The sequence below is a fragment of the Dendrosporobacter quercicolus genome, from assembly GCF_900104455.1.
Taxonomy (GTDB): domain Bacteria; phylum Bacillota; class Negativicutes; order DSM-1736; family Dendrosporobacteraceae; genus Dendrosporobacter; species Dendrosporobacter quercicolus.
The window spans coordinates 249,289-269,290 of the sequence record NZ_FNHB01000005.1 but is presented as its reverse complement, the minus strand read 5'-3'; the positions used below and the strand labels follow the sequence as shown (position 1 = coordinate 269,290).

Annotated in this window: 16 protein-coding genes, 1 tRNA gene and 1 rRNA gene; 2 read left to right on the top strand and 16 right to left on the bottom strand. The window is 49.2% G+C overall.

What is annotated here, in order from left to right:
• A 16S ribosomal RNA gene (locus tag BLR06_RS11810) occupies positions 1-326 on the bottom strand; the annotation flags it as partial.
• A gap of 45 nt (positions 327-371) precedes the next feature.
• Positions 372-446, bottom strand: a tRNA-Gly gene (locus BLR06_RS11805).
• Positions 447-1,424: 978 nt separating this feature from the next.
• Here BLR06_RS11805 and BLR06_RS11800 point away from each other — a divergent pair.
• The gene (locus tag BLR06_RS11800) at positions 1,425-1,688 is read left to right on the top strand and encodes an ACT domain-containing protein (protein WP_173813078.1); all 264 of its coding nucleotides are present in this window, start codon (positions 1,425-1,427) and stop codon (positions 1,686-1,688) included.
• Between the two features lie 82 nt (positions 1,689-1,770).
• Positions 1,771-3,441: a biosynthetic-type acetolactate synthase large subunit gene (gene ilvB / locus BLR06_RS11795; RefSeq protein WP_092073326.1), complete on the top strand. Its 1,671-nt coding sequence runs from the start codon at positions 1,771-1,773 to the stop codon at positions 3,439-3,441.
• Positions 3,442-3,497: 56 nt separating this feature from the next.
• On the opposite strand, the gene BLR06_RS11790 is transcribed toward ilvB, so the two are convergent.
• The 14 genes from BLR06_RS11790 to nifD form a co-directional block, all read right to left on the bottom strand.
• Positions 3,498-4,568 carry a GNAT family N-acetyltransferase gene (locus tag BLR06_RS11790; protein WP_092073323.1) on the bottom strand — a complete coding sequence of 357 codons (1,071 nt, stop codon included), beginning with the start codon at positions 4,566-4,568 and terminating at the stop codon, positions 3,498-3,500.
• Between the two features lie 85 nt (positions 4,569-4,653).
• Complete coding sequence (locus BLR06_RS11785) at positions 4,654-5,229, bottom strand: biotin transporter BioY (protein WP_092073320.1); 576 nt, start codon at positions 5,227-5,229, stop codon at positions 4,654-4,656.
• 221 nt (positions 5,230-5,450) lie between these two features.
• The gene (locus BLR06_RS11780; RefSeq protein ID WP_092073318.1) at positions 5,451-6,758 is read right to left on the bottom strand and encodes an amidohydrolase; all 1,308 of its coding nucleotides are present in this window, start codon (positions 6,756-6,758) and stop codon (positions 5,451-5,453) included.
• 95 nt (positions 6,759-6,853) lie between these two features.
• Complete coding sequence (gene dcuC / locus BLR06_RS11775) at positions 6,854-8,107, bottom strand: C4-dicarboxylate transporter DcuC (RefSeq protein ID WP_092073315.1); 1,254 nt, start codon at positions 8,105-8,107, stop codon at positions 6,854-6,856.
• Positions 8,108-8,171: 64 nt separating this feature from the next.
• A complete protein-coding gene (locus BLR06_RS11770) occupies positions 8,172-9,437 on the bottom strand; it encodes a M20 family metallo-hydrolase (RefSeq protein WP_092073312.1) in 1,266 nt (421 codons plus the stop codon).
• A 523-nt stretch (positions 9,438-9,960) separates the two neighbouring features.
• Positions 9,961-10,830, bottom strand: coding sequence for a beta/alpha barrel domain-containing protein (locus BLR06_RS11760; protein WP_092073306.1), 870 nt, complete (start codon positions 10,828-10,830; stop codon positions 9,961-9,963).
• Complete coding sequence (locus tag BLR06_RS11755) at positions 10,731-11,912, bottom strand: homocitrate synthase/isopropylmalate synthase family protein (protein ID WP_092073303.1); 1,182 nt, start codon at positions 11,910-11,912, stop codon at positions 10,731-10,733. Before BLR06_RS11755 ends, BLR06_RS11760 begins: the two co-directional genes overlap by 100 nt.
• A gap of 19 nt (positions 11,913-11,931) precedes the next feature.
• Positions 11,932-12,552, bottom strand: a complete 621-nt coding sequence (locus tag BLR06_RS11750; RefSeq protein WP_092073300.1) for a Fe-only nitrogenase accessory AnfO family protein — start codon at positions 12,550-12,552, stop codon at positions 11,932-11,934.
• 25 nt (positions 12,553-12,577) lie between these two features.
• Positions 12,578-12,886 (bottom strand): 2Fe-2S ferredoxin, encoded by a 309-nt coding sequence (locus tag BLR06_RS11745; protein ID WP_092073296.1) that lies wholly within the window; start codon positions 12,884-12,886, stop codon positions 12,578-12,580.
• A 13-nt stretch (positions 12,887-12,899) separates the two neighbouring features.
• Positions 12,900-14,186: a nitrogenase cofactor biosynthesis protein NifB gene (gene nifB / locus BLR06_RS11740; RefSeq protein ID WP_092073293.1), complete on the bottom strand. Its 1,287-nt coding sequence runs from the start codon at positions 14,184-14,186 to the stop codon at positions 12,900-12,902.
• 10 nt (positions 14,187-14,196) lie between these two features.
• Complete coding sequence (locus tag BLR06_RS11735; protein WP_245698129.1) at positions 14,197-15,591, bottom strand: nitrogenase component 1; 1,395 nt, start codon at positions 15,589-15,591, stop codon at positions 14,197-14,199.
• Positions 15,592-15,605: 14 nt separating this feature from the next.
• On the bottom strand, positions 15,606-16,940 hold the full coding sequence (gene nifE, locus BLR06_RS11730) for a nitrogenase iron-molybdenum cofactor biosynthesis protein NifE (protein ID WP_092073290.1): 1,335 nt from the start codon (positions 16,938-16,940) through the stop codon (positions 15,606-15,608).
• A 40-nt stretch (positions 16,941-16,980) separates the two neighbouring features.
• The gene (gene nifK / locus BLR06_RS11725) at positions 16,981-18,369 is read right to left on the bottom strand and encodes a nitrogenase molybdenum-iron protein subunit beta (RefSeq protein WP_092073287.1); all 1,389 of its coding nucleotides are present in this window, start codon (positions 18,367-18,369) and stop codon (positions 16,981-16,983) included.
• Positions 18,370-19,989: a nitrogenase molybdenum-iron protein alpha chain gene (gene nifD, locus BLR06_RS11720; RefSeq protein WP_092073284.1), complete on the bottom strand. Its 1,620-nt coding sequence runs from the start codon at positions 19,987-19,989 to the stop codon at positions 18,370-18,372.
• Between the last annotated feature and the right edge of the window lie 13 nt (positions 19,990-20,002).

The window sequence follows — 20,002 nt, the reverse complement described above, 5'->3', positions numbered from 1 at the left end:
CTAATCAGACGCAGACCCATCTTCCAGCGGTAGCATCTTCAGAGGCCACCTTTGCTATTTCAAGCATGCGCTCAAAATACTTTATTCGGTATTAGCACCACTTTCGCGGTGTTGTCCCCATCTGGAAGGCAGGTTGTCTACGCGTTACTCACCCGTTCGCCACTATTTCCGGACGCTGGACTTTAGATATTGGATGTTGGATCAAATCTTTTTTTGCTTTTTCCAACCTCTAACGTCCAAAGTCCAACGTCCAAAAACCGTTCGACTTGCATGTGTTAGGCACGCCGCCAGCGTTCGTCCTGAGCCAGGATCAAACTCTCCATAAAAGTATTATGAAGAACCTTGATGGCTCTTATAAGTTTAGAAATAATTGGAGCGGAAAACGAGATTCGAACTCGCGACCCTCGCCTTGGCAAGGCGATGCTCTACCACTGAGCTATTTCCGCACTGTTTCACGGTATTACCGCGACGCAGCATTTATGCTGCGAGTCCCGACAGCTCCTCTGGAACTGTTCAGGGTACATCTGGCATTTTCATCTTACATTGTTTAGTTTTCAAGGAACACTTCCACTTTTAATACCTAGGCTATTCTTGCTGCTAAATCAGATAGCGGCAATCAGCCTGTATTAGTTTTGCAGCCATCACGGCAATTGCCATGACAGTTATTTATTTTACAACATTTTTCGCCTTGTGTCAACAATTTTATTCATAATAAATCGGCACATTTTATTGCCGCAGCGTATAGCATATATAGATAATATCGTAACTACAGCTGGCATGGTTGACTTTGCTTTAGTCGGCTGCTTTCGCAAGCGACTTTTATATATTAACACTCGCCATTGCTTATGTCAACACTTAATTCTAAAATTTATTCAGGAATTGCAAACTTATCTTAGAGTGTCTTAAAACGATCAAATGCCCAATGACGACGCAAGCAAACCAAGCGCAAATACTCCCGCCTTGCCTAAGCCTGCTCCAGTCTAAGGCGGGTTTGGCCCAGCATAATAATTCTATTGAATAATTTTTCTGAAAATTTACATTACTATATTGACATTTCAGTTCGTTTATGTAAGAATGTAAACATATTTCAAATACACTATCGTTCTTGATAAACGAAATAACTTACTCATTACAGTGATGATCGGGAGCGGAATATCTGCTTAACCCGCTACAGAGAGCCGGTGGTTGGTGCGAACCGGAGCGGCGCGAATATTCTAAATCACCCGTGAGCCCTTTACCGAAGACAAGTTGATGATTTAACTTCAATTTGTTTTTAAGTAACAGCGTCAGCTCTGCGTTAAGGAGCAGCCGGTGCTGGCCGGTCAGAGAGAGTAAAAACAGGGTGGTACCGCGAATTTTTCGCCCCTGTCGACATATTTACGTCGACAGGGGCGTTTTTATTTACAAAAAAGGAGGAGCTTTTCGTGAAACAAATTTTATCAATAACATTAAAAAATCAGCCTGATGCTTTAGTACGTTTGGTAGGTGTAGTTTATCGCCGCGGGTTTGCAGTCGAAAGCCTGTCGGTAACTCCTGCACCTATGCCGAATTATGCCTGTGTTAAGGCAGTCGTCAACGACTGCCTGCCGCCCTCCGGTCAGCTGTTACAGCAAATTCGAAAATTGGTTCATGTAGAAAGCGCTGAACTGCTCCCCACAGACTATGAAGGCCAAGCAAAAAGCTTCTAGCACCTACCAGACCGTCCGGCTTGCTTCGCAGCATCCTCATAAAGGACGACAGAATAAAAAATTAATCTTTGGAGGCTTTTAAATGAAACTATCAGGTAGTGAAATCATCGTAAACAGCCTGCTGGATATTGGGGTAAGCACGGTATTTGGCTATCCTGGCGGGCAAATCATGCCTTTATATGATGCGCTTTACAATAGCCGGCTCAAACATATTCTTACTGTCCACGAACAAGGGGCCGCCCACGCCGCCGACGGCTACGCGCGCGCCACTGGCCGGGCCGGTGTCTGTATAGCCACCTCCGGGCCTGGCGCAACCAACCTCGTTACCGGCCTGGCAACTGCTTTTATGGATTCGGTGCCAATTGTAGCGATAACCGGCCAGGTTCCTACCCCCCTCCTGGGACGGGACTCCTTTCAGGAAGTAGACATTACCGGCATTACCATGCCAATTACCAAACATAGTTTTTTGATTCGGGATATTAAGGATTTGGCGCCGGCAATTTATGAGTCTTTTGCGATTGCGCTGGGCGGACGTCCCGGCCCGGTGCTTATCGACGTTCCCCGCGACATACTGCAAGCCGAGACTGGCTGGGAACCAAAAACAGACACCAGCTGCCAACCGTCAGCCACGCTTACCGGCGCTGTCCTGCAAGCCATTGAAACTGCCGCGGTTGCACTCGCAACGGCTGAACGCCCGGCCATTTTAATCGGCGGAGGCGTAATCTCCAGCCAAACCGAAAATGAAGCGCTGGCCTTAACCGGTATTGTTCAAGCTCCTGTTATGAGTACATTGATGGGGCTGGGCGCAATCCCTCACGATCATCCCCGTATGCTCGGCCTGACCGGCATGCATGGCCACAAACCGGCTAACCATGCGGTAAATGATGCCGATGTGTTGCTGGCGGTCGGAACAAGATTTAGCGACAGGGTGACCAGTCATCCGCAAAAATACGCGCAGAATAAAACGGTGATTCAATTGGATATCGACGCAGCCGAAATAGGTAAAAATATCGCTTCCCATATCTCCATCACCGGTGATTTGCGCCAAACTCTCACCGCGCTTACCGACCGGCTAAAAACCAGGACTCTCATTGATTACAGCGGTTGGTGGAACAAGCTCTCGCAATGGCGGCACAGCTTTAACGCCGGTCCCGACGTCACCTCGCTGACCGCGCCCTGGATCATGCAGTTTATGTCTCAGGAATTGGCGGCCCAACCCAAAATTTGGGTAACCGATGTAGGGCAGCACCAAATGTGGGCTGCACAAAGCCTGCAAATCACTGAACCCCGCTCCTGGATCACTTCCGGCGGCCTTGGAACTATGGGTTTCGGTCTGCCGGCGGCCTTAGGGGCGCAAGCTGCGGCTCCGGCGAAACGGGTTATCCTGATTGCCGGAGATGGCGGATTCAAAATGACCGGCATGGAGCTGTATACTGCGGTTAATGAACAGCTTCCGGTGATTAGTGTAATCATTAACAACCGCTGTCTGGGTATGGTTCGTCAATGGCAGCAGTTATTCTACCGGGATCGCTACTCCTGTTCACTTCTGCCTGCATTTGATTTTACCGCCTTTGCCGCTTCTTGCGGGGCAGCCGCCCACACCGCTTCATCCCAGGCAGAATTCCGAAAAGCTTTTGGGCATGCACTTCAAGCTAAAGTCCCCACAGTTATTGTCGCTAACATTGACCAACAGCTCCTTGTTGAACCGATGGTCAGCCCAGGAGAGCCGATCAATGCGTTTTTGGATATTTGAAGGACAGAGGAAGCAAAAAAACACCGCTCCAATCAGCCTGGTCTTTACCAGGAGGATTAGAACGGTGTTTTATTAAAATGACTCTTTGTCCCGCGTCCTTGTGGTTTAAAAGCCCTCACCTGACCAACCTTTTTTACTCGCTTAACCCGGCCTCCTGCCGGACGCAGCATTAAATAGAATTGTTCCTGCTTCGTAAAGCCGAGCTGCTCCAGCGTTTGCCGCTTAGCCGGAGAATCGTCATAGATGGTCGTGTTCACTTTACCTGCCTGATATTTGTTTTCTAATATGCTAAGTGCCTGTCGCAGCAAGTCTTCCCGCAAATGCTCATAGGACCGGTTAAGCGTCATACTCAAAATATGAGCCGCCGATCGGGGGTAACTCCGCAGCTCCACCAAAGCAACCAGTTGCTGTTGTTGGTATAAGACGAATTGCTGATTTCGGGCCTGCATTAAGTAATTTTTAAACCAGCTGAAATTACGCAAAAATAAACTTGGCTGGAATTCGGACGGATTGCGCCTGATCACCTGTTGTATTTTCCGGGGAATACTGGCGCAATACAACTTGTACAACAATGGCCGGTCAGCAAGCTGTAGTTCTTGCAAAGCCGGGCCTGTCGCCGCAGGCAGCTCGCCCGGTTCATCCGGACCGCCAAACGTTCTCTCATAATGGAGAACCTGCGCCTGAACAGTAAAGCCCAGCCGTTCATATAAGGAGCGGGCGGGGTTATCGTGCTTAACCTCTAAAATAACATCATTATTGTTTTTATCAACAACTTCCTGAAACAAAGTCTGTAATACCTTAGTTCCCAAGCCTTGACCGCGATACTTTTTTCTTATTGCAATATAATCTAAATGCAGTTGCTTGGCCGTTAACGATGAGACTTGCATGAAACCAATCACTGTTTCGCCTGCTCTGATGACATATATATTAAAAAACCGATTAATCCAGTTTGACATCTTACTTAAAGGCAGCAGCAGATAATAAAATTGACGGATACGATGCACTCGCTGCTTGATAATACCCGTACTAATTTCATCACCGAACTCTGTTGTGAAAACTTTCTCCAGATCCTGCAAATCCCGGTAACGTACCTTCTCGATCGTTACTTCAGTCCCGTCAAACAGCATCGGCCTTTCCTCCGCTTTTCCCTAATGTTTTATTATATGTAGTTAAGGCCTTAAATTAAAATTGTATTTTTTACCAATTATAAGCTTACTGACTTTTGGCCATGCATTTCAGGTAACCGGCATTGCGCAGGATAGGAATAACCCTGACTGCCGTTACTGCAATAATTACGCTCATCATCAAATCAATCGTAATATACGGCAGAAAACCGATGGCGATGGCTTTACTAACCGTAATCTGCTGCTGAAGATAAAAATTAACAATCGCGTATAAATAAGTTACGCCGACTAAATAAACAACTGCTAATCCACTTAAAACAGCGCCTAATGTTTTTAAAACGGTAATCTCCCGGCATTGATCAACAAACAGTCCAATAACCCCGGCGCATAGGATAAAGCCTGCTAAATAACCAAATGTAGGCTGCAAAACATAGGCCGGTCCTCCGCCATTTGCAAATACCGGTATACCCAGCAATCCAATTCCGACATACAGCAGTTGTGAATACAGACCATTGCGGGCCCCTAAGAAAACTCCGGAATAAGCGCAGAATAAAAATTGCAGAGTAAACGGCACCAGCGGCGTAGGTATTTTGACCAATGCCCCCACCGCTGTCAAAGCGGCGAACATCGAAATCAACAGCATCTCCCGCAGTTGTAATTTCACTTATTATTCCCCTTTTAAGGATACTTTATGAATTATTATATAACTTTGTCCAATCATCGTCAACAAACGGACCCCTGTTCGGTTAACAAGCCTCTCCACCGTTAGAGCATCAACCGCAGTCTCTTGCGGCCGCAGTTCTTAACAAGCAAACAAAGGGCGTGTCGCAAAGAAACGTTTTGGAAAAACGCACTGCGACACGCCTTTTGAACAAATATAAGGGGCTACTTTTTCTTTGTCAAATCAAGCAGGATAGCGCCCAACAAGACGGTTGCCGGCGCAAGCACTGTTTCGTCGAAGTCAAAATACGAATCATGATGGCCGGCTGCCAGGTCAGTACCAACCATAAGATAGGCGGCTTTTCCGCCGTGTTTTTGCACCCGTTCCATAAAATACGTACAATCCTCACTGCCGCCAATATTGCCTGACGGCAAAACAGCCTCGAACAAATTGCTTCGTTCAGCTATCGCACTTATTCTGGCCACAAGGTCAGGATCATTGCCGCACCCTGCCGCGCCGCCCATCTGGGCCAAATCCACGGTCACTCCGTACATAGCCGCCGCTGCATTTAGTATCCGCACAGCCTCGCCATAAACATACTCATTGATGGTTGTGGTCGTGCCGCGGGTCTCCAGCTTTAAGACGGCGCTTGGCGGTATAACATTGCGGCCGGTGCCTGCGTTTAAAACCCCGACATTGATCCGCGATGCCCCCTGGCTATGGCGTGAAATGGCATGAAGATTCAATGCCGCAGCAGCAGCAGCCAGCAAGGCATTGCGTCCTGTTTCAGGCGCAGCTCCGGCATGGGCCGGTACGCCATTAAACACCGCATCCAGCTTGGTTGTTGCCAGAAATCCCTCGGTGTTGCAAGTTACCGTACCGGATTTTTTCAACCCAATCCCCAGATGCAACCCCAATAAATAATCAACATCATCAACAATTCCGCTGGCAACCATGGCTTTTGCCCCGCGTACGCCTTCCTCCGCCGGTTGAAAAATAATTTTTATCCTGCCGGCCAGCTTGTCCCTGAACTGCGCCGCCAGCTCCGCAAAAATCAGGCCGATTGCCGTATGACCGTCATGGGCGCAAGCATGCATAGCGCCCGTATTGACGGAGGAAAAACCGTCCCGCCAGGGGCGGTGCTTGTCAGTTTCCGCTTCCAGTGCATCGTTGGCATCTATATCAAAACGAAAAGCAACCGTTGGCCCCGGCTGGGCAAAGTCCATCATACCAACAACGCCCGTTTTACCGCCCCGCATTTTTTCCACCCACGCCGGATTGGCCCCCTGACTAAGCGCTCTTTGCTGCTCAGCCTCCAGTTGACCGGCCGTTGGAACACCCATCATCGCGGCCTCGTCAACCACTTGATCGCCAGTCAATACTTCATACCCTAAAGCTGTTAACTTGTCAGCCACAAGAGAGGCTGTCCTAAATTCCGACCAGGCAACCTCGGCATATTGATGCAGGTCCCGCCGGTATGCAATCAGCTTCTCCTCTCGCGCTTTGACAAACTGCTGCAACTGTTTATGCATGTATCTCACCTCAACATTATGTTACCATCCACGCCGCTTGAAAACACCGGCGTTCCAATTATAAACAAACCTGCGGCATTCCGCTTGAACGCCATTTACAATAAAATCAGCATGCCCGCGATAATCGCCAGGATCATGCCAAGCGCATTGCGTTTGGCAACTTCCATTGGATTCACTCCGGCGATGCCCGCACAAATAATGGTAGCGCCGGTAATTGGCGACATGGTTCTGCCAAGTGCGCCTCCCAGAGCCGCCATACTACCCATATTGGCAATTTCGAGGCCAAAATCCGCGGCGTGCGGCGTAACAGCTTCATTAAAGGCCACCGCAGCGCCATCCCCGCTGCCGGCAATGATCGCCAGGGCAAAAGGGCCAAAGGCTGCGGCCAGCTTAACAATACCGGTAGAGTTAATCATCGCCGCAATAAAGGCGTCAACCAGACCGAGGGCCTTCATCCCACTGACAAATACCCCTGCCGCAATGATGATCCCCATAATCTGGGCATAGGCGGCCCCCATGCCGTCAAAAAACGATTTAGCAACCTCGGCCGGATTTTTGCGTGTAACGGCAATTGCAATAATCGCGCCAATCACCATTGCCTGCGGCACGCCCATTTTAAATACAGGCACTTTGCCGGTGGCTCCCAATACCAGCATGACGATCGGAATTACCGGAACAATTGCATAAAGAATATTGGTTTTAAACCCGTCTATTTCAGCAACTACAGCTTCACTTTTATATCCCTTATGCTCCTTCAGAACTACAGCCACCACCGTTACAGAAATCGCGGCAATGACCACCGAGATAATATCGGCTTTTGAATGGATGGCAATGACATCCATGACATCCATTCCGGCCAATTTGGCGACTACTTGATTATGCGCCAGTCCGGGACTGAGCATGCTGCCGTAAGTTCCGGACTTAACAGCTGCGGCAGCGGTAGCCGGATGAATACCCGCCGACATCAGCAGCGGAATAAATATCGCGCCAACGGCAGCCGCAACCCCGGCGGCGCTGGGCAGGGCGATATTGATGGCAAAAGTTGCCAGCGTTGCACCCGGAATCAGTAATGCCCGGACTTTGTTTAACCACTTTGCCACCAAACTGATGAGATGCTTGTCGCATTCAGTGACTTTCATCACCAGCGCAAACCCCATAACCGAACACACCGATTGAATCAAACCGCCTTCGGTCATGCTTTTGGCAAAAGCATCAAACGCCGCCATCGTTTTTCCGGCGATGATAGCCATTAAGATGCCGGATGCCAGTAATACCAAACGGGAATCATACCGCTTCAACAGAAAATAAATTGTTGCAATAATAATGATAATACCCAATAAGACCAACACAAAGATAACCTCCTTCAATTTTATCTGCAAAATAAATCACTGCCGGCTTCCTCTGCCGGAGCTTTTATTTAGCGCCAACCGCAGTCTTCCAGCCAAACTCTTTTTGCGCCAGTTTGCGTGTTGCCGCCAATAAAAGCTCCGTACCAGCCACAATGTCGGCAAGCTCGGCCCATTCGGCGGGATTGTGGCTGATGCCGGCGCGGCAGGGAATAAACACCAGACCCGTGTGGGCAAACCCGGCCAGGTGCATTGCATCATGACCGGCTCCACTGGGCATACGACGCGCCGAAGCGCCGCGTTCATCATTCACAGACTCCAGAAACTCCACCATCTCAGCCGAAAGGCTTACCGGAACTTCGTCAGTCAATACCTTGATTGCCGCCGCAACCTGGCGGCGGCTCTTGATCCTGTCGATGGCCTCATATAACTGACGCAAAACCAACTGCTTGACGGTTGGCAGCGTACCGCGAATATCAATGCCCAGTTCAACCCGCCCCGGAATGACATTCATCACCCCCGGCTCGGCCTGAATAATCCCGGTGGTCCCCACAATGCCGTCCTTCGCCGCAGCCTCAGCCAATGCTTCGACCGCAAGAATAACCTCCGCCGCAGCCGTCAGCGCATCGCGGCGCATATTCATCGGCGTTGCCCCCGAGTGGTCCGCTTGTCCCTCAATCACTATCCGCATACGGGTCGGCGCAGCAATACCGGTAACTATTCCCAATTGCTTGCCCACTGTTTCCAAAACTTTGCCTTGTTCGATATGTAGTTCCAAAAAAGCTTTTATTTCTCCGGGATAAGCCGCCTGCGCCTGCTTATCCGCTGTCAGTCCTTGTCGCCGCATAGCTTCCGGCAACATAATACCCTGCTGATCAATAAACTGATCCAGCTCATTCATTTTAATTTTTCCGCAAAACACCTTGCTGCCTAGCGTTGCTACGCCAAACCGGCTTGATTCCTCGGCCATGAAAACAACAACTTCGATCGGATGGTAGTAAGTCTCTTGCGCATCTTCAAGGCATTGCAGCACTTCAATAGCGCCCAGCACCCCGACAATGCCATCATAATTGCCGCCGTTAGGTACACTGTCGACATGCGATCCCAGCATTATCACAGACGCTGCCGGGTTCAAGCCTTCACGGCGGCCGATAACATTACCGAAGGCATCAATCCGTATCCTGAGACCGACCTGCTCCATAAGCCGGATGACGAAAGCTCTCGCTTCCCAATCAGTATCACTAAAAGCAAGGCGCGTAATACCGCCATGAGCTTCTGCGCCAATCACTGACAAACGCTGAAAATTTCCGGCCAACCTTTCACTGCAAACCACAAAAACACCTCCTTAGTTAGATAAGAATACTGCACAACGGGTAATCGCCAAATTTCAGTCTGCATGACCCCTTCGCCAAAGCTGATATCTCCAGGAGAAAGCCATCAAGCTGCAGGACGGCGGGAAATATGCTGCAAATAAAAGCTCCGGCTTGCAGCCAAGCCCCGGAAAAGCCCCCGGCGCCTATACCGCGGCAGGCTTCCGGCAGATATAGCAATAGGTGCTTAGAGATATCCCTCCAAGCACCTTTGCCGTTGATGTATATAATATTATCGGCAGCTTCTGATTATGTCAAACTTCGATTTGCTTAAAATAGTACGAATTTAACGGAAATTTTCCATTTATAGTCCTTTTTTCGTTATATCTTAACTTATTGTATAAAATAGAAAATCTCCCGGCCGAGCGCCGGAAGATTATCTATTCATACAAAATGAAAAAAGGAGATTGACATTTTTTAGTATACAGGGTAACTGTTACTACTGCAAGTATTTTCTGAATTTTTAAATTAATTAACTAATTTATTTTATTGCAGCAGTTCCTTAAAATCCGCTCCGTCGCGGCAACCGTTCAAACCACTGCTCTCTTTTGCCAATAACTGACTTACCAGGCTGGTCAGCTTTGCGCTTGACTCATGGGTCACTCCGGTATCTGCTTTGGCAATAACCTGCAGCGCTTTTACGACTTCCCCCATCGCTGCATTCCCCGCTCGTTCCCCAATACCGGTAATCGTTGTGCTGACATACGCAACTCCCGCCTGACAAGCAGCCAGGCTATTGGCAGTAGCCATACCAAAATCATTATGCGCATGAAACTCGATCGGTAAAGGACATTGCTTCACGATTGCCGTCATCTGTTCGTAGGCCCGAAAAGGATCAAGACAACCGATCGTATCGGCATACCGGATTCGCTCCGCTCCCAGCCGGGCCGACAATTCGGCCAGTTCCAGAAATTGTCCGGCGCTGGCCCGCGAAGCGTCCTCCGCTCCTATTGAAACCCGGCAGCCAAAGCTCTTGGCGTGCTGAATGGCCGCGGCCAGCTGATGCAGCACTTTTTCCCGGCTTGTTTTAAGCTTGTGACGGAGATGCAGGTCAGATATCGGTATCGAGATATGCAAAAAGGAAAAACCGCATTTCACCGATTCCTCAATATCCTCCCGTCTGGCCCTGTTCCAGGCAAAAGCCGTCCCCTTCAGCCGCGCCCCCAGAATAAGCTTAAGCGCTTCCTGCTCTTCACACCCCATTGCCGGAACGCCGGCCTCAATCCATAAGACTCCGGCCTGATCCAGCGCTACAGCTATAGCGAGCTTTTCTTCGGCCGAGAAAACAATACCGGCCGCTTGTTCCCCATCCCGCAGTGTGGTGTCAACGATGAATACTTTTTTTCCGCTTTGCATATTTCGTCACCTTCTATCTCAGCATATATTGTTTGTCCGCAGATTTCATCATACAAATCAATTAACTGGCGGTCATTGACCAGGCCTTTCTGCGCAATGGCCAGCTTTCGGACCATCCCCAGCAATACAGCGGCGTCAAAGTCCGACAGCGGCCTGTTCCAGCTCCGGAATTTGGCTTTGAGAGAAGCAGTGCCGGAATGTTTGCCAATCACCAATTTTCTGGCTAAACCGACCAGTTCCGGAATAAACGGCTCATACAATTCAGGGTTCTTAATTACGCCATCCACATGAATACCGGACTCATGAGCAAATACATCCGTTCCGATTACCGGTTTATTGGCCGGCAGTTCCCGCCCCATTAAGGACAGTACCGCTTTACTCAAGCTCGCCAGATTGCCGCCAATGGCAACCGGGGCATTCAATAAAAACTTATAGCCCAGCAGTATTTCCTCAAAAGCGGCAAAGCTGTCTATCCCGCCGACAGCAGTAGCCACCCTGCGAATACCGGCGCGTAATGCCGCCAAGGTATTCGCAGCAGCCAAACCCAGTTCATTATAAGCGCAAAACTCCAATTCAACGGGTAACTTTTCCTGAAGCTCGGTAAGAATGCGGTTGGTATGCAACGGATCCAGCAAACTGCCCTCATCACCGTAAATCACTGCATCGGCAGCAGCTAAATCAACCTTTTCCGCCAGTTCTGCAATTTGGGCAATACTTAAGGCCGAGGCGTTGCGAATTTGCAAGGCCGCCGTTAAGCCCTGCCCTTTCGCTGCAGCCAAAGCCAGTCTGACAGCGCTTGTATTGAGCTGATCACAAGCAAAAATGACGATGCTCACGCTCTTAAAGCCCAACTGCCCGGCAAGTGTCACCTGATGACAGCAAGCCTCAATATTGCCGCGCAAACTGTCCATTGGCGCCAGCGGATACTGACGCATTCCCTGCCAGGCAGCCACACTGATATCGGCGCAATCCAGCCGTATTTCGGTGATCAACCGCACCAATTGAGTAAATTTATCAGGTGTTAAGTTTTGCTTTAAACCTTGATTGACAGTCTGATCAACAAAAACAGGCGGCTTAACCATAATTTCTACCTCATTTCGGTTATTTTTTGCTTACCGTCACCCTGATCTCTTTCTGGCTTATTTGTTCTTTCAGGCACACGAAGTTTTTCTCCAGCACGATCGTTTCCAGCCAGGGCGGAACATGATTGCAGACAACCTCCAGTTGATCAAATTCAGCCTTGTTCACAAAAGAAAATAATACCTGCTTGCTGGTTATACCGGCGTTGTTTTCCTGCACTTCCTTGAGCGAGATAAAGAACCGGCCAGGAGCAGTTTGACGGGGCGCTGGCACTGCAATCGGCTTCATTTTGTCCCGGGCCAGCCGGGCCTCTTCTTCCTTATCTTCAATATAGCTCAGAAATTCAGCCGGCCGGCCTTCGAATTCCCAAATGACCATTCCGGCCTTTTCCAGCTCAAAATAGGGAATGCCGGTCACTGATAACCCGACAAATATCTGACTGCTTTTGGCAATGTCAGCAACCAGTTCAGCCAGCTTCTGCCGCATATGACGGACTCCTTTGCTCTGCTCCAAATCATAGACGAATTCCTGGACGGCCAGCCAGGCGTCCTGCTTTTTCTGATAAACAACAATCCGGGCCGGTTCATCTATTGACGTGGTATTGCCATGCTGATCAAGCGCTACTGCGATGTTGAACGGCATCGGCGCTCCCTCCCCTCAGTCTGAATTAAATGGCCAGTCGCTTAACCACTGCGCCGCCTTCAATATGCGATTCCATGATTTCTTCAACATCGTCAGGGCTTACTTGCCCGTACCAGATATTATCCGGGTACACAACAACAATTGGGCCCTGACCACAGATGCTGAAACAGCCGGTATTGGTAAGAAATACGTCACCGCCCAGTTCTCTTTCTTCGATTTCTTCCATAAATTTCTCCATGATAGCCAGGCCGTCTTTTGTATGGCAGGCGCCCTTAAGCTGGCCGTTGATCCGGGAGCTTACACAAACAAAGATATGATGCTTCGGTTTATTCATTCTATGGCCTCCTCTATATTACATTACTTTTTAGCATCGACAGCTGCTCAACGGTATAATGCAAACCATTATAGACTGAATCGCAAAATTCAATGCTCATGATTCCTTTTTTCAGCAGCCGCTTTTGCGCTTGATAACCGATACGCATGGTCAATACAGCGTCGCAGTCCTGTATAACATTTAACGTTGCATCCCGCAATTTCTCCCGATTGGTGCAATTTTCCATGCCCTGGCAATATTGATCCGCTTTGCGGGTTTCAATCAAAGTAAACTTATTTTTATTGCCCTGGTAGATTAAAAATTCTTCGGCATGACCAAAATGCTGATCCACCATCCGGCCGTACTTGGTGGTAACTGCAATTTTATATTCTTTCAGAACAGGACGGGCCGCCGGCTGTTCATAAGCGGGCGGAGCCAAACGGAACTCATGGGAGCGGTCCTGCCCCAAAAGTCCAATCGCGTCAGCCCGGCACTGCCGGCAGTGGCGCATCTGCGGCAAATATTGCTCACAGGCCGAGCGCATGTCGCTGACTTCTTTCATGCTGGTTTGGGGCATATGTTCAAATACACTGCCCGGAGCCGGAATTAACGGCATAATATTCGTCACAAATACCCCAAGTTCTTTCATCTTTTGCACCACTTCCGGAATATGCCGGTCATTGATTCCCTTCATCATCACAATATTGATTTTTACCAGCACACCATGTTTAACCAGAAATCCGATTCCTTCCAACTGGTTTTTCAGTAAAGTCGCTGCAGCCTCCACCCCGGTAAGTTTTTGACCGCGGTAATGAACGAATTTATAGATTCTGGCGCCAATTTCAGTATCCAGGCAATTGACAGTGACTGTAACATGGTGAATCCCCAAATCAACAATTTCCTGAGCAAAATCAGGCAGCATCAGTCCGTTTGTCGATAGGCAGAAAACAATATCCGGCGCAGCCGCTTTTATTCTTTCAATGGATTCCCTGGTTTCCGGCCAATTCGCCAGGGCATCGCCAGGTCCGGCGATTCCCACAACGCTTAGCTGCTCAACCTTTTCCTTGACCATAGCAAACTTGCGCCTGGCATCGGCGGGAGTAAGCACCTCGCTGGTTACCCCGGGGCGGCTTTCATTCACACAATTAAACTTGCGGTTACAGTAATTACAGCTGATATTGCAGTGGGGGGCAACCGGTAAATGCATACGGGCATATCTGGTATGCGCCTCTTGGGAATAACAGGGATGCTTTGCCGTTTGTTCACTGACTGAGGTTTGCAGTGAAACCTCTCTTTGATCAGTACAGCCGCCACAACTCATTACTTTCACCTCATTTCGCACCAGCGATTCTTTGCTTCGAATCCCTGAAATATTTTTCTTTCATCACACTGCGATAGGTTTTATATTTGTTTTCCAGCAGCGTATTCGTAATTCGGTCCAGCAGCATTGCCGTTCCGGTGTAGCCCACCGACAGCAACCGCTGCCCGCCAACCCTGTCATGAATTGGAAAACCCAACCGTACGAGCGGAATACCTTCCTTCTCCGTAAGATAACGTCCGTCGGAATGGCCAATAGCCACGTTGACGCCGGCAGCTTTGCTTTTCTCCCTGATCTGCGTAAAATCCGCTTCGTTTAATATGACCGGTTTTTCCGGCGCCAGCTCAATTTCCCGTTCGAGCAGCTTGCCCAGCCGGTCATTCTTGCTGCCGCTGGCGACCACCAGCGGGAAAATGCCATTCTCAAAGCAGGTCTTCGCCACAGCGTAGACCAGCTCCGGTTCACCGAACACAACGGAACGCCCCTGGAAATTATACTTATGCGAGTCGATCATGGCGTCCAGCAGACGCCCCCGTTCGTGTTTAAGGCCGTCCGGGCAAGGCTTTCCGGTAATATTGCTGAGCGTATTGATGAACAAGTCCGTATTGTCAACGCCAATTGGTATTGGTAAATTAAACAGCGGCACCCCGAATCGTTCAGCCAGATATTTGCCGGGCGATAATTCATCAGCCATCGTTATTCCCATCTGAATTGTGGCTGCTGCTCCGCCCATGGCTTTAATATCTGCGATTTTGGTGCCGCCTTTGGCTATCTTAGTATATGGTTTTTCATAAGGCCGGTCCAGGGTGTCCGAAATATCAGGCAAAAGTACGTAGTCTACCTCCATCAGCTGAAGAATTCGTTTCAGTTCTCTAACGTCGGCGGGACTGATGTTCGGAATAATAATGTTTACTTTCGCGTGGGTTCCGGTTTCCCCGGTTAATGTTTCCACAATGCTGCGCACCGCCAGAAAATAACCTTCGGGATGATTGCCGCCATAGCCTGGCGTGGCTGCCGGTACGATGGCCAGATCCTCCAGGCCGCGCTCTGCAAGATAATCGGTTGTGATCCGGCGAATATCCTCGCCAATGGTCTCAGCCAGGCAGGTGGTTAACACGCCGATAAGTTTGGGCTGATAAACCTTAATGATGTTATCCAAAGCCTTTTTTAAATTGCCTTCACCGCCGTATACCGTCCCTTTCTCGTTAAGCGCTGAGGATCCGACATCCACCGGCTCGTTAAAGTGTTCGGCAATATGACGGCGCATATATGTGCTGCAGCCCTGTGACCCGTGTAAAACTACCATGGCCTCTTCAATTCCCTTAAACGGCAGGATTGCTCCCATCGGCATACACATGCTGCACGGATTTTCATTCAAATTGCGATAATTGCTGTTTTCCGGCCCCACAGCTTCCCCCTCCTTTAACGAACAAAGTTCCAGACCGGTGAACAAAGCGTTGAATAAACTTCTTGGGCAAAATTTACAGCGCCGGTAAAACCGCTCAACGGATGCTTACGGTCATGATTGTGATCAATAAAACAAACGCCCAGTTTATAAGCCAGCGGCCGCTCCTTAACCCCGCCCACCAGAATATGCGCGCCCTGCCCGACCATAAATCTTTCCAGTTCCGCCGGATTGGCATCATCCAGAATGATCGTCCCTTCCTCAACCAGCTCATGAATCGTTTCATATTCTTCCCGTTGCCCGGTTTGGGTGCCAATCATGACAACTTCAATGCCGATTTCCCGGAACTGCTTGATGAGCGAGATTGCTTTAAAACCGCCGCCGACATAGATTGCTGCTTTTTTCCCTTTGAATTTCTCCCGGTATGTCGCCAGAATTGGCTGAACCCGGGCAGTTTCCCGCGCAATGAGGGCCTCGGCTCTGGCAATCATGCCGGCATCGCCTAGCGCCAGAGCGATCCGGCGCAGCGAATCAACCGTATCTTCCAGTCCGACAAAGGAAATCCGCAAATAAGGAATATCATAGATCTGTTCCATTTTTTCGGCCAGATAAGCCATGGATCCGGCGCACTGAATAATATTCAGTGAAGCCGTTGCCGCTGTCTTAAGTTCAGCATAGCTGGAGTCCCCCGTAAACACTACATTGACATCAACGCCTATTTCGTGTAAATAGTTGCGGATAATCCAGGCTTCACCAGCTAAATTAAAATCACCCAGATAATTAATGCTATGCTGATTTTTCCGGGACTGGGGCGGCTCAATAAGCCGGAGCAAGGTATCACAGGCCGCCCGGTAACCGGCCGATTTATTGCCAATAAAACCGCTTGACTGCACCGGTAAAACTTCAATGCCATGTTTTTTAGAAGCAGCCTTGCAGATTGCTTCCAAATCATCGCCAATTACGCCTACGATACAAGTTGAGTAAACAAACACCACCGGGGACGGATATTTCGCCACAAGTTCATCAATCGCCTGGGCCAGCTTTTTCTCTCCGCCGAAAATGACGTCCTGTTCCTTCAAATCAGTCGAAAAGCTGTTACGGTACAGCTCTTCCCCGCTGCTTAGACTGCCCCGGATATCCCAGGTATAACTGGCACAGCCAATGGGGCCGTGCACCAGATGGATGGCATCAGTAACCGGATTAAGCACAACTCTGGCCCCGCAATACACACAGGCCCGCTGGCTGACACAGCCTGCCACACTATCGGTATCACACTTAATCTGGTTCTTTTGCCGGCCTTTTTGGGCAATTGAATCATTTCGTTCGGTGATTACAAGTGCTGCTTCCAACATGATCACATCCTCTCTGGTACAATTTCAACCTTAAAGTCAATTACATAACCAACTCAAAATCCTCATCCGCCGCATCCCGGTCCTGGCGATCCAGCAGGGCATTACTGATCATTTCCAGCAGCCGCATCGCCCCGCGATACCCGACAATCGGCAGATAAGAATGAACGCTTCTGTCAAGAATCGGAAAGCCAACCCGCACCAGAGGAATATCTTCCGCTCTGGCAATATATTTACCGTAGGTGTTGCCGATAATTAAATCCACCGGCTCATTTTTAATCCATTGATGAAAGGTAAACAAATCCCCGCCGGCTTTCACATTACTTTTTACTCCGGCCAGCAGCAGCATTTCCTGGATATCTTCTTCAAAGCTGCCGACCGCCGAACCGATTGCCCCGCCGGGCGTGCCGGTCAAAATGTGAACCGGTTCCATGCCCAGACTGAGTACAAATTCCGTGACGCCGGTTACAATATCCGAATCACCGAATATCGCAACTTTTTTCCCGTGAAAATGGAAGTGGGTGTCAGTCATAACGTCAACCAGCTGGCCGCGTTCCAGTTCCAGTTCAGCGACAATTTCTTTGACAAATATCCGTCTGATCACCATCAGAAAAGCATCGGTTGCTTTTATGCCAATCGGCGTTTTCAGCGTGGCGACGGGAACCTTGCATTTTTTTGCCAATACTTCGGCGGAATCACTGGAGGCAAAACGTCCTAAGGCCACGGTTAGTTTGGAGTTGCCGGTGTCTTTTAACTGCTCAACCGTAGTACCGCCTTCGGGAAACATCTGAAATTCACCCGTCATCGGCGAATCAACAACCCCCGAAGTGTCGGGAAACATGATATATTTTGCCCCCATCAGATTCATCATCCGTTTTATTTCCCGCATATCGGCCGGATTGACAAAACCCGGGATGACATTAATCTGCTCTTTTTTAATTGGTTCGGTAGCTGCGGAAAAATAATTGACCATGCCTTTAACCATATTCGAAAAGCCGGTCACATGGGAGCCCTGGTAACTCGGCGTATTGGCATGAATAACCACTTTGCCTTCCGGAACTTCAGCCGAACTGATAATATTGGGAATATCATCGCCAATCGTCTCAGTCAGACAAGTGGTATGCACCGCCATAACATCGGGATTATAAATGGAAAACACATTTTTAATCGCTGTTTTAAGATTGGCCCCGCCGCCAAAAACAGATGCTCCCTCGGTAAAGCTGCTGGTTGAAGCCATCACCGGATCACGGAAATGCCTGGTCAAATGCATCCGGTGGAAAGAGCAGCAGCCTTGCGAACCATGGCTGTGCGGCAGGCATTTGTGAATTCCCAGGGCGGCATACATAGCCCCGATCGGCTGGCAGGTTTTGGCGGGATTAATCAATCCGCCGCCGGTGCGCTGCTTAATTTCTTTCGGTGTACAATCTAACATTTAGGCCACTCCTTCCGCATCTGCTACTGTGCCGGTAAGCAAAGGTTCATCTTTCCAGGGTGGAGTAATGAAATTCCAGGTTGGCGATGAAAAACTCATGCAAATGTCTTCGGCGAATTTCAACGCGCCGTTAAAACCGGCGTAAGGGCCGCTATAATCATACGAATGCAGCTGCTTGGAGGGAATCCCCATCTTCTGAATAACATATTTATCCTTGATCCCCGAGGCCAGGATATCCGGTTTCAGAATTTTAATGAATTCTTCCGTCTCATAATGATTGAGATCGTCAACAATCACTGTTCCGTCTTTCATTTCCACATTCATGCCGCAATACTGTCCAAGCGGAATTTTTTTCTTTAATTCTTCATAACGTTCAGGGGACAGTTTAAGCTTAAACCGCTCCGGATCTTTTTCCACCGTCAGATCCGGGATGTTTTTTGTGTCGGCGTCCAGCTTGATATCCGGAATAACCTGCCGGCCTTCATAGTCGTCGCGGTGGGCAAACTCATAGCCTGCCAATACGGTTTCAATGCCCAGTTCCCTGAACAAGCCTTGATAATGATGGCCGCGGGACCCGCCGACAAAACAGAAAGCCGTCTTGCCTTCACAGATTTTTTTATACTGATCGAGTTTAGACTCAATGCGGGCCAATTCCTTGGCGATTACGGCTTCCGTCTTTTCGGTCAGCGCTTCATCCCCAAAGTACTCGGCAATATTGCGCAATGTATCAATAGTGGCCTGAACGCCGACAAAATTGACCTTCAGCCACGGTGTGCCATATTTAATTTCCAGCATTTCCGCAATATAGTTGATTGACCGGTGGCATTGCACCAGGTTCAATTCGGCTACATGCGCATTCTTTAAATCCTCGTACTTCCCGTCGCCGGTCATGACCGTAACAATATGATAGCCAATCTCTTTAAGAACCCTTTCTACCTCCCAGCCGTCACCGCCGATATTATACTCGCCCAGCAGGTTAATCGCGTACTTGGCCGGCGCTTCTTCCAGCGCGCCTTTACCAATGACATGCTGCATTAAACCATTATTGGCAATATGATGACCGGCGGACTGGCTGACGCCCTTATAGCCTTCACAGTTGAAAGCCAATACCTGAATCCCATATTTCTCCTCGGCTTTTCTGGCCACCGCGCCTAAATCATCGCCGATCAAGCCGACCGGGCAGGTTGCCGCAATGGAAATGGCGTTGGGCTTAAAGATTGACATGACATCATCAATGACTTTGGTTAACTTTTTCTCGCCGCCAAAAACAATATCACTTTCCTGCATGTCGGTAGTAAAGCAGTAATTGATGAAATTCTTATCCGGATCTTCGGTTTTAGCCTTATTGCGCCGCGTTCCCCAGGTATAGTAGGCGCAGCCAACCGGTCCGTGCGTAATGTGCACCATATCTTTAATCGGTCCGACAACTACGCCCTTGCAGCCGGCGTAAGCGCAGCCGCGGTTGGTAATAATACCGGGAATGGTCCGGGTATTGGCCTCAATGACCTGGGGATTTTCTGTTGTCGAATCTTTAACCAGCACATGTTTTTTGCGGTTCTTTTGGGTTTTTGAAGGATACTGGGCCAGTATTTCCTCTAATTGTTTTTCTGTCATCGCCATGATCTGCGACCTC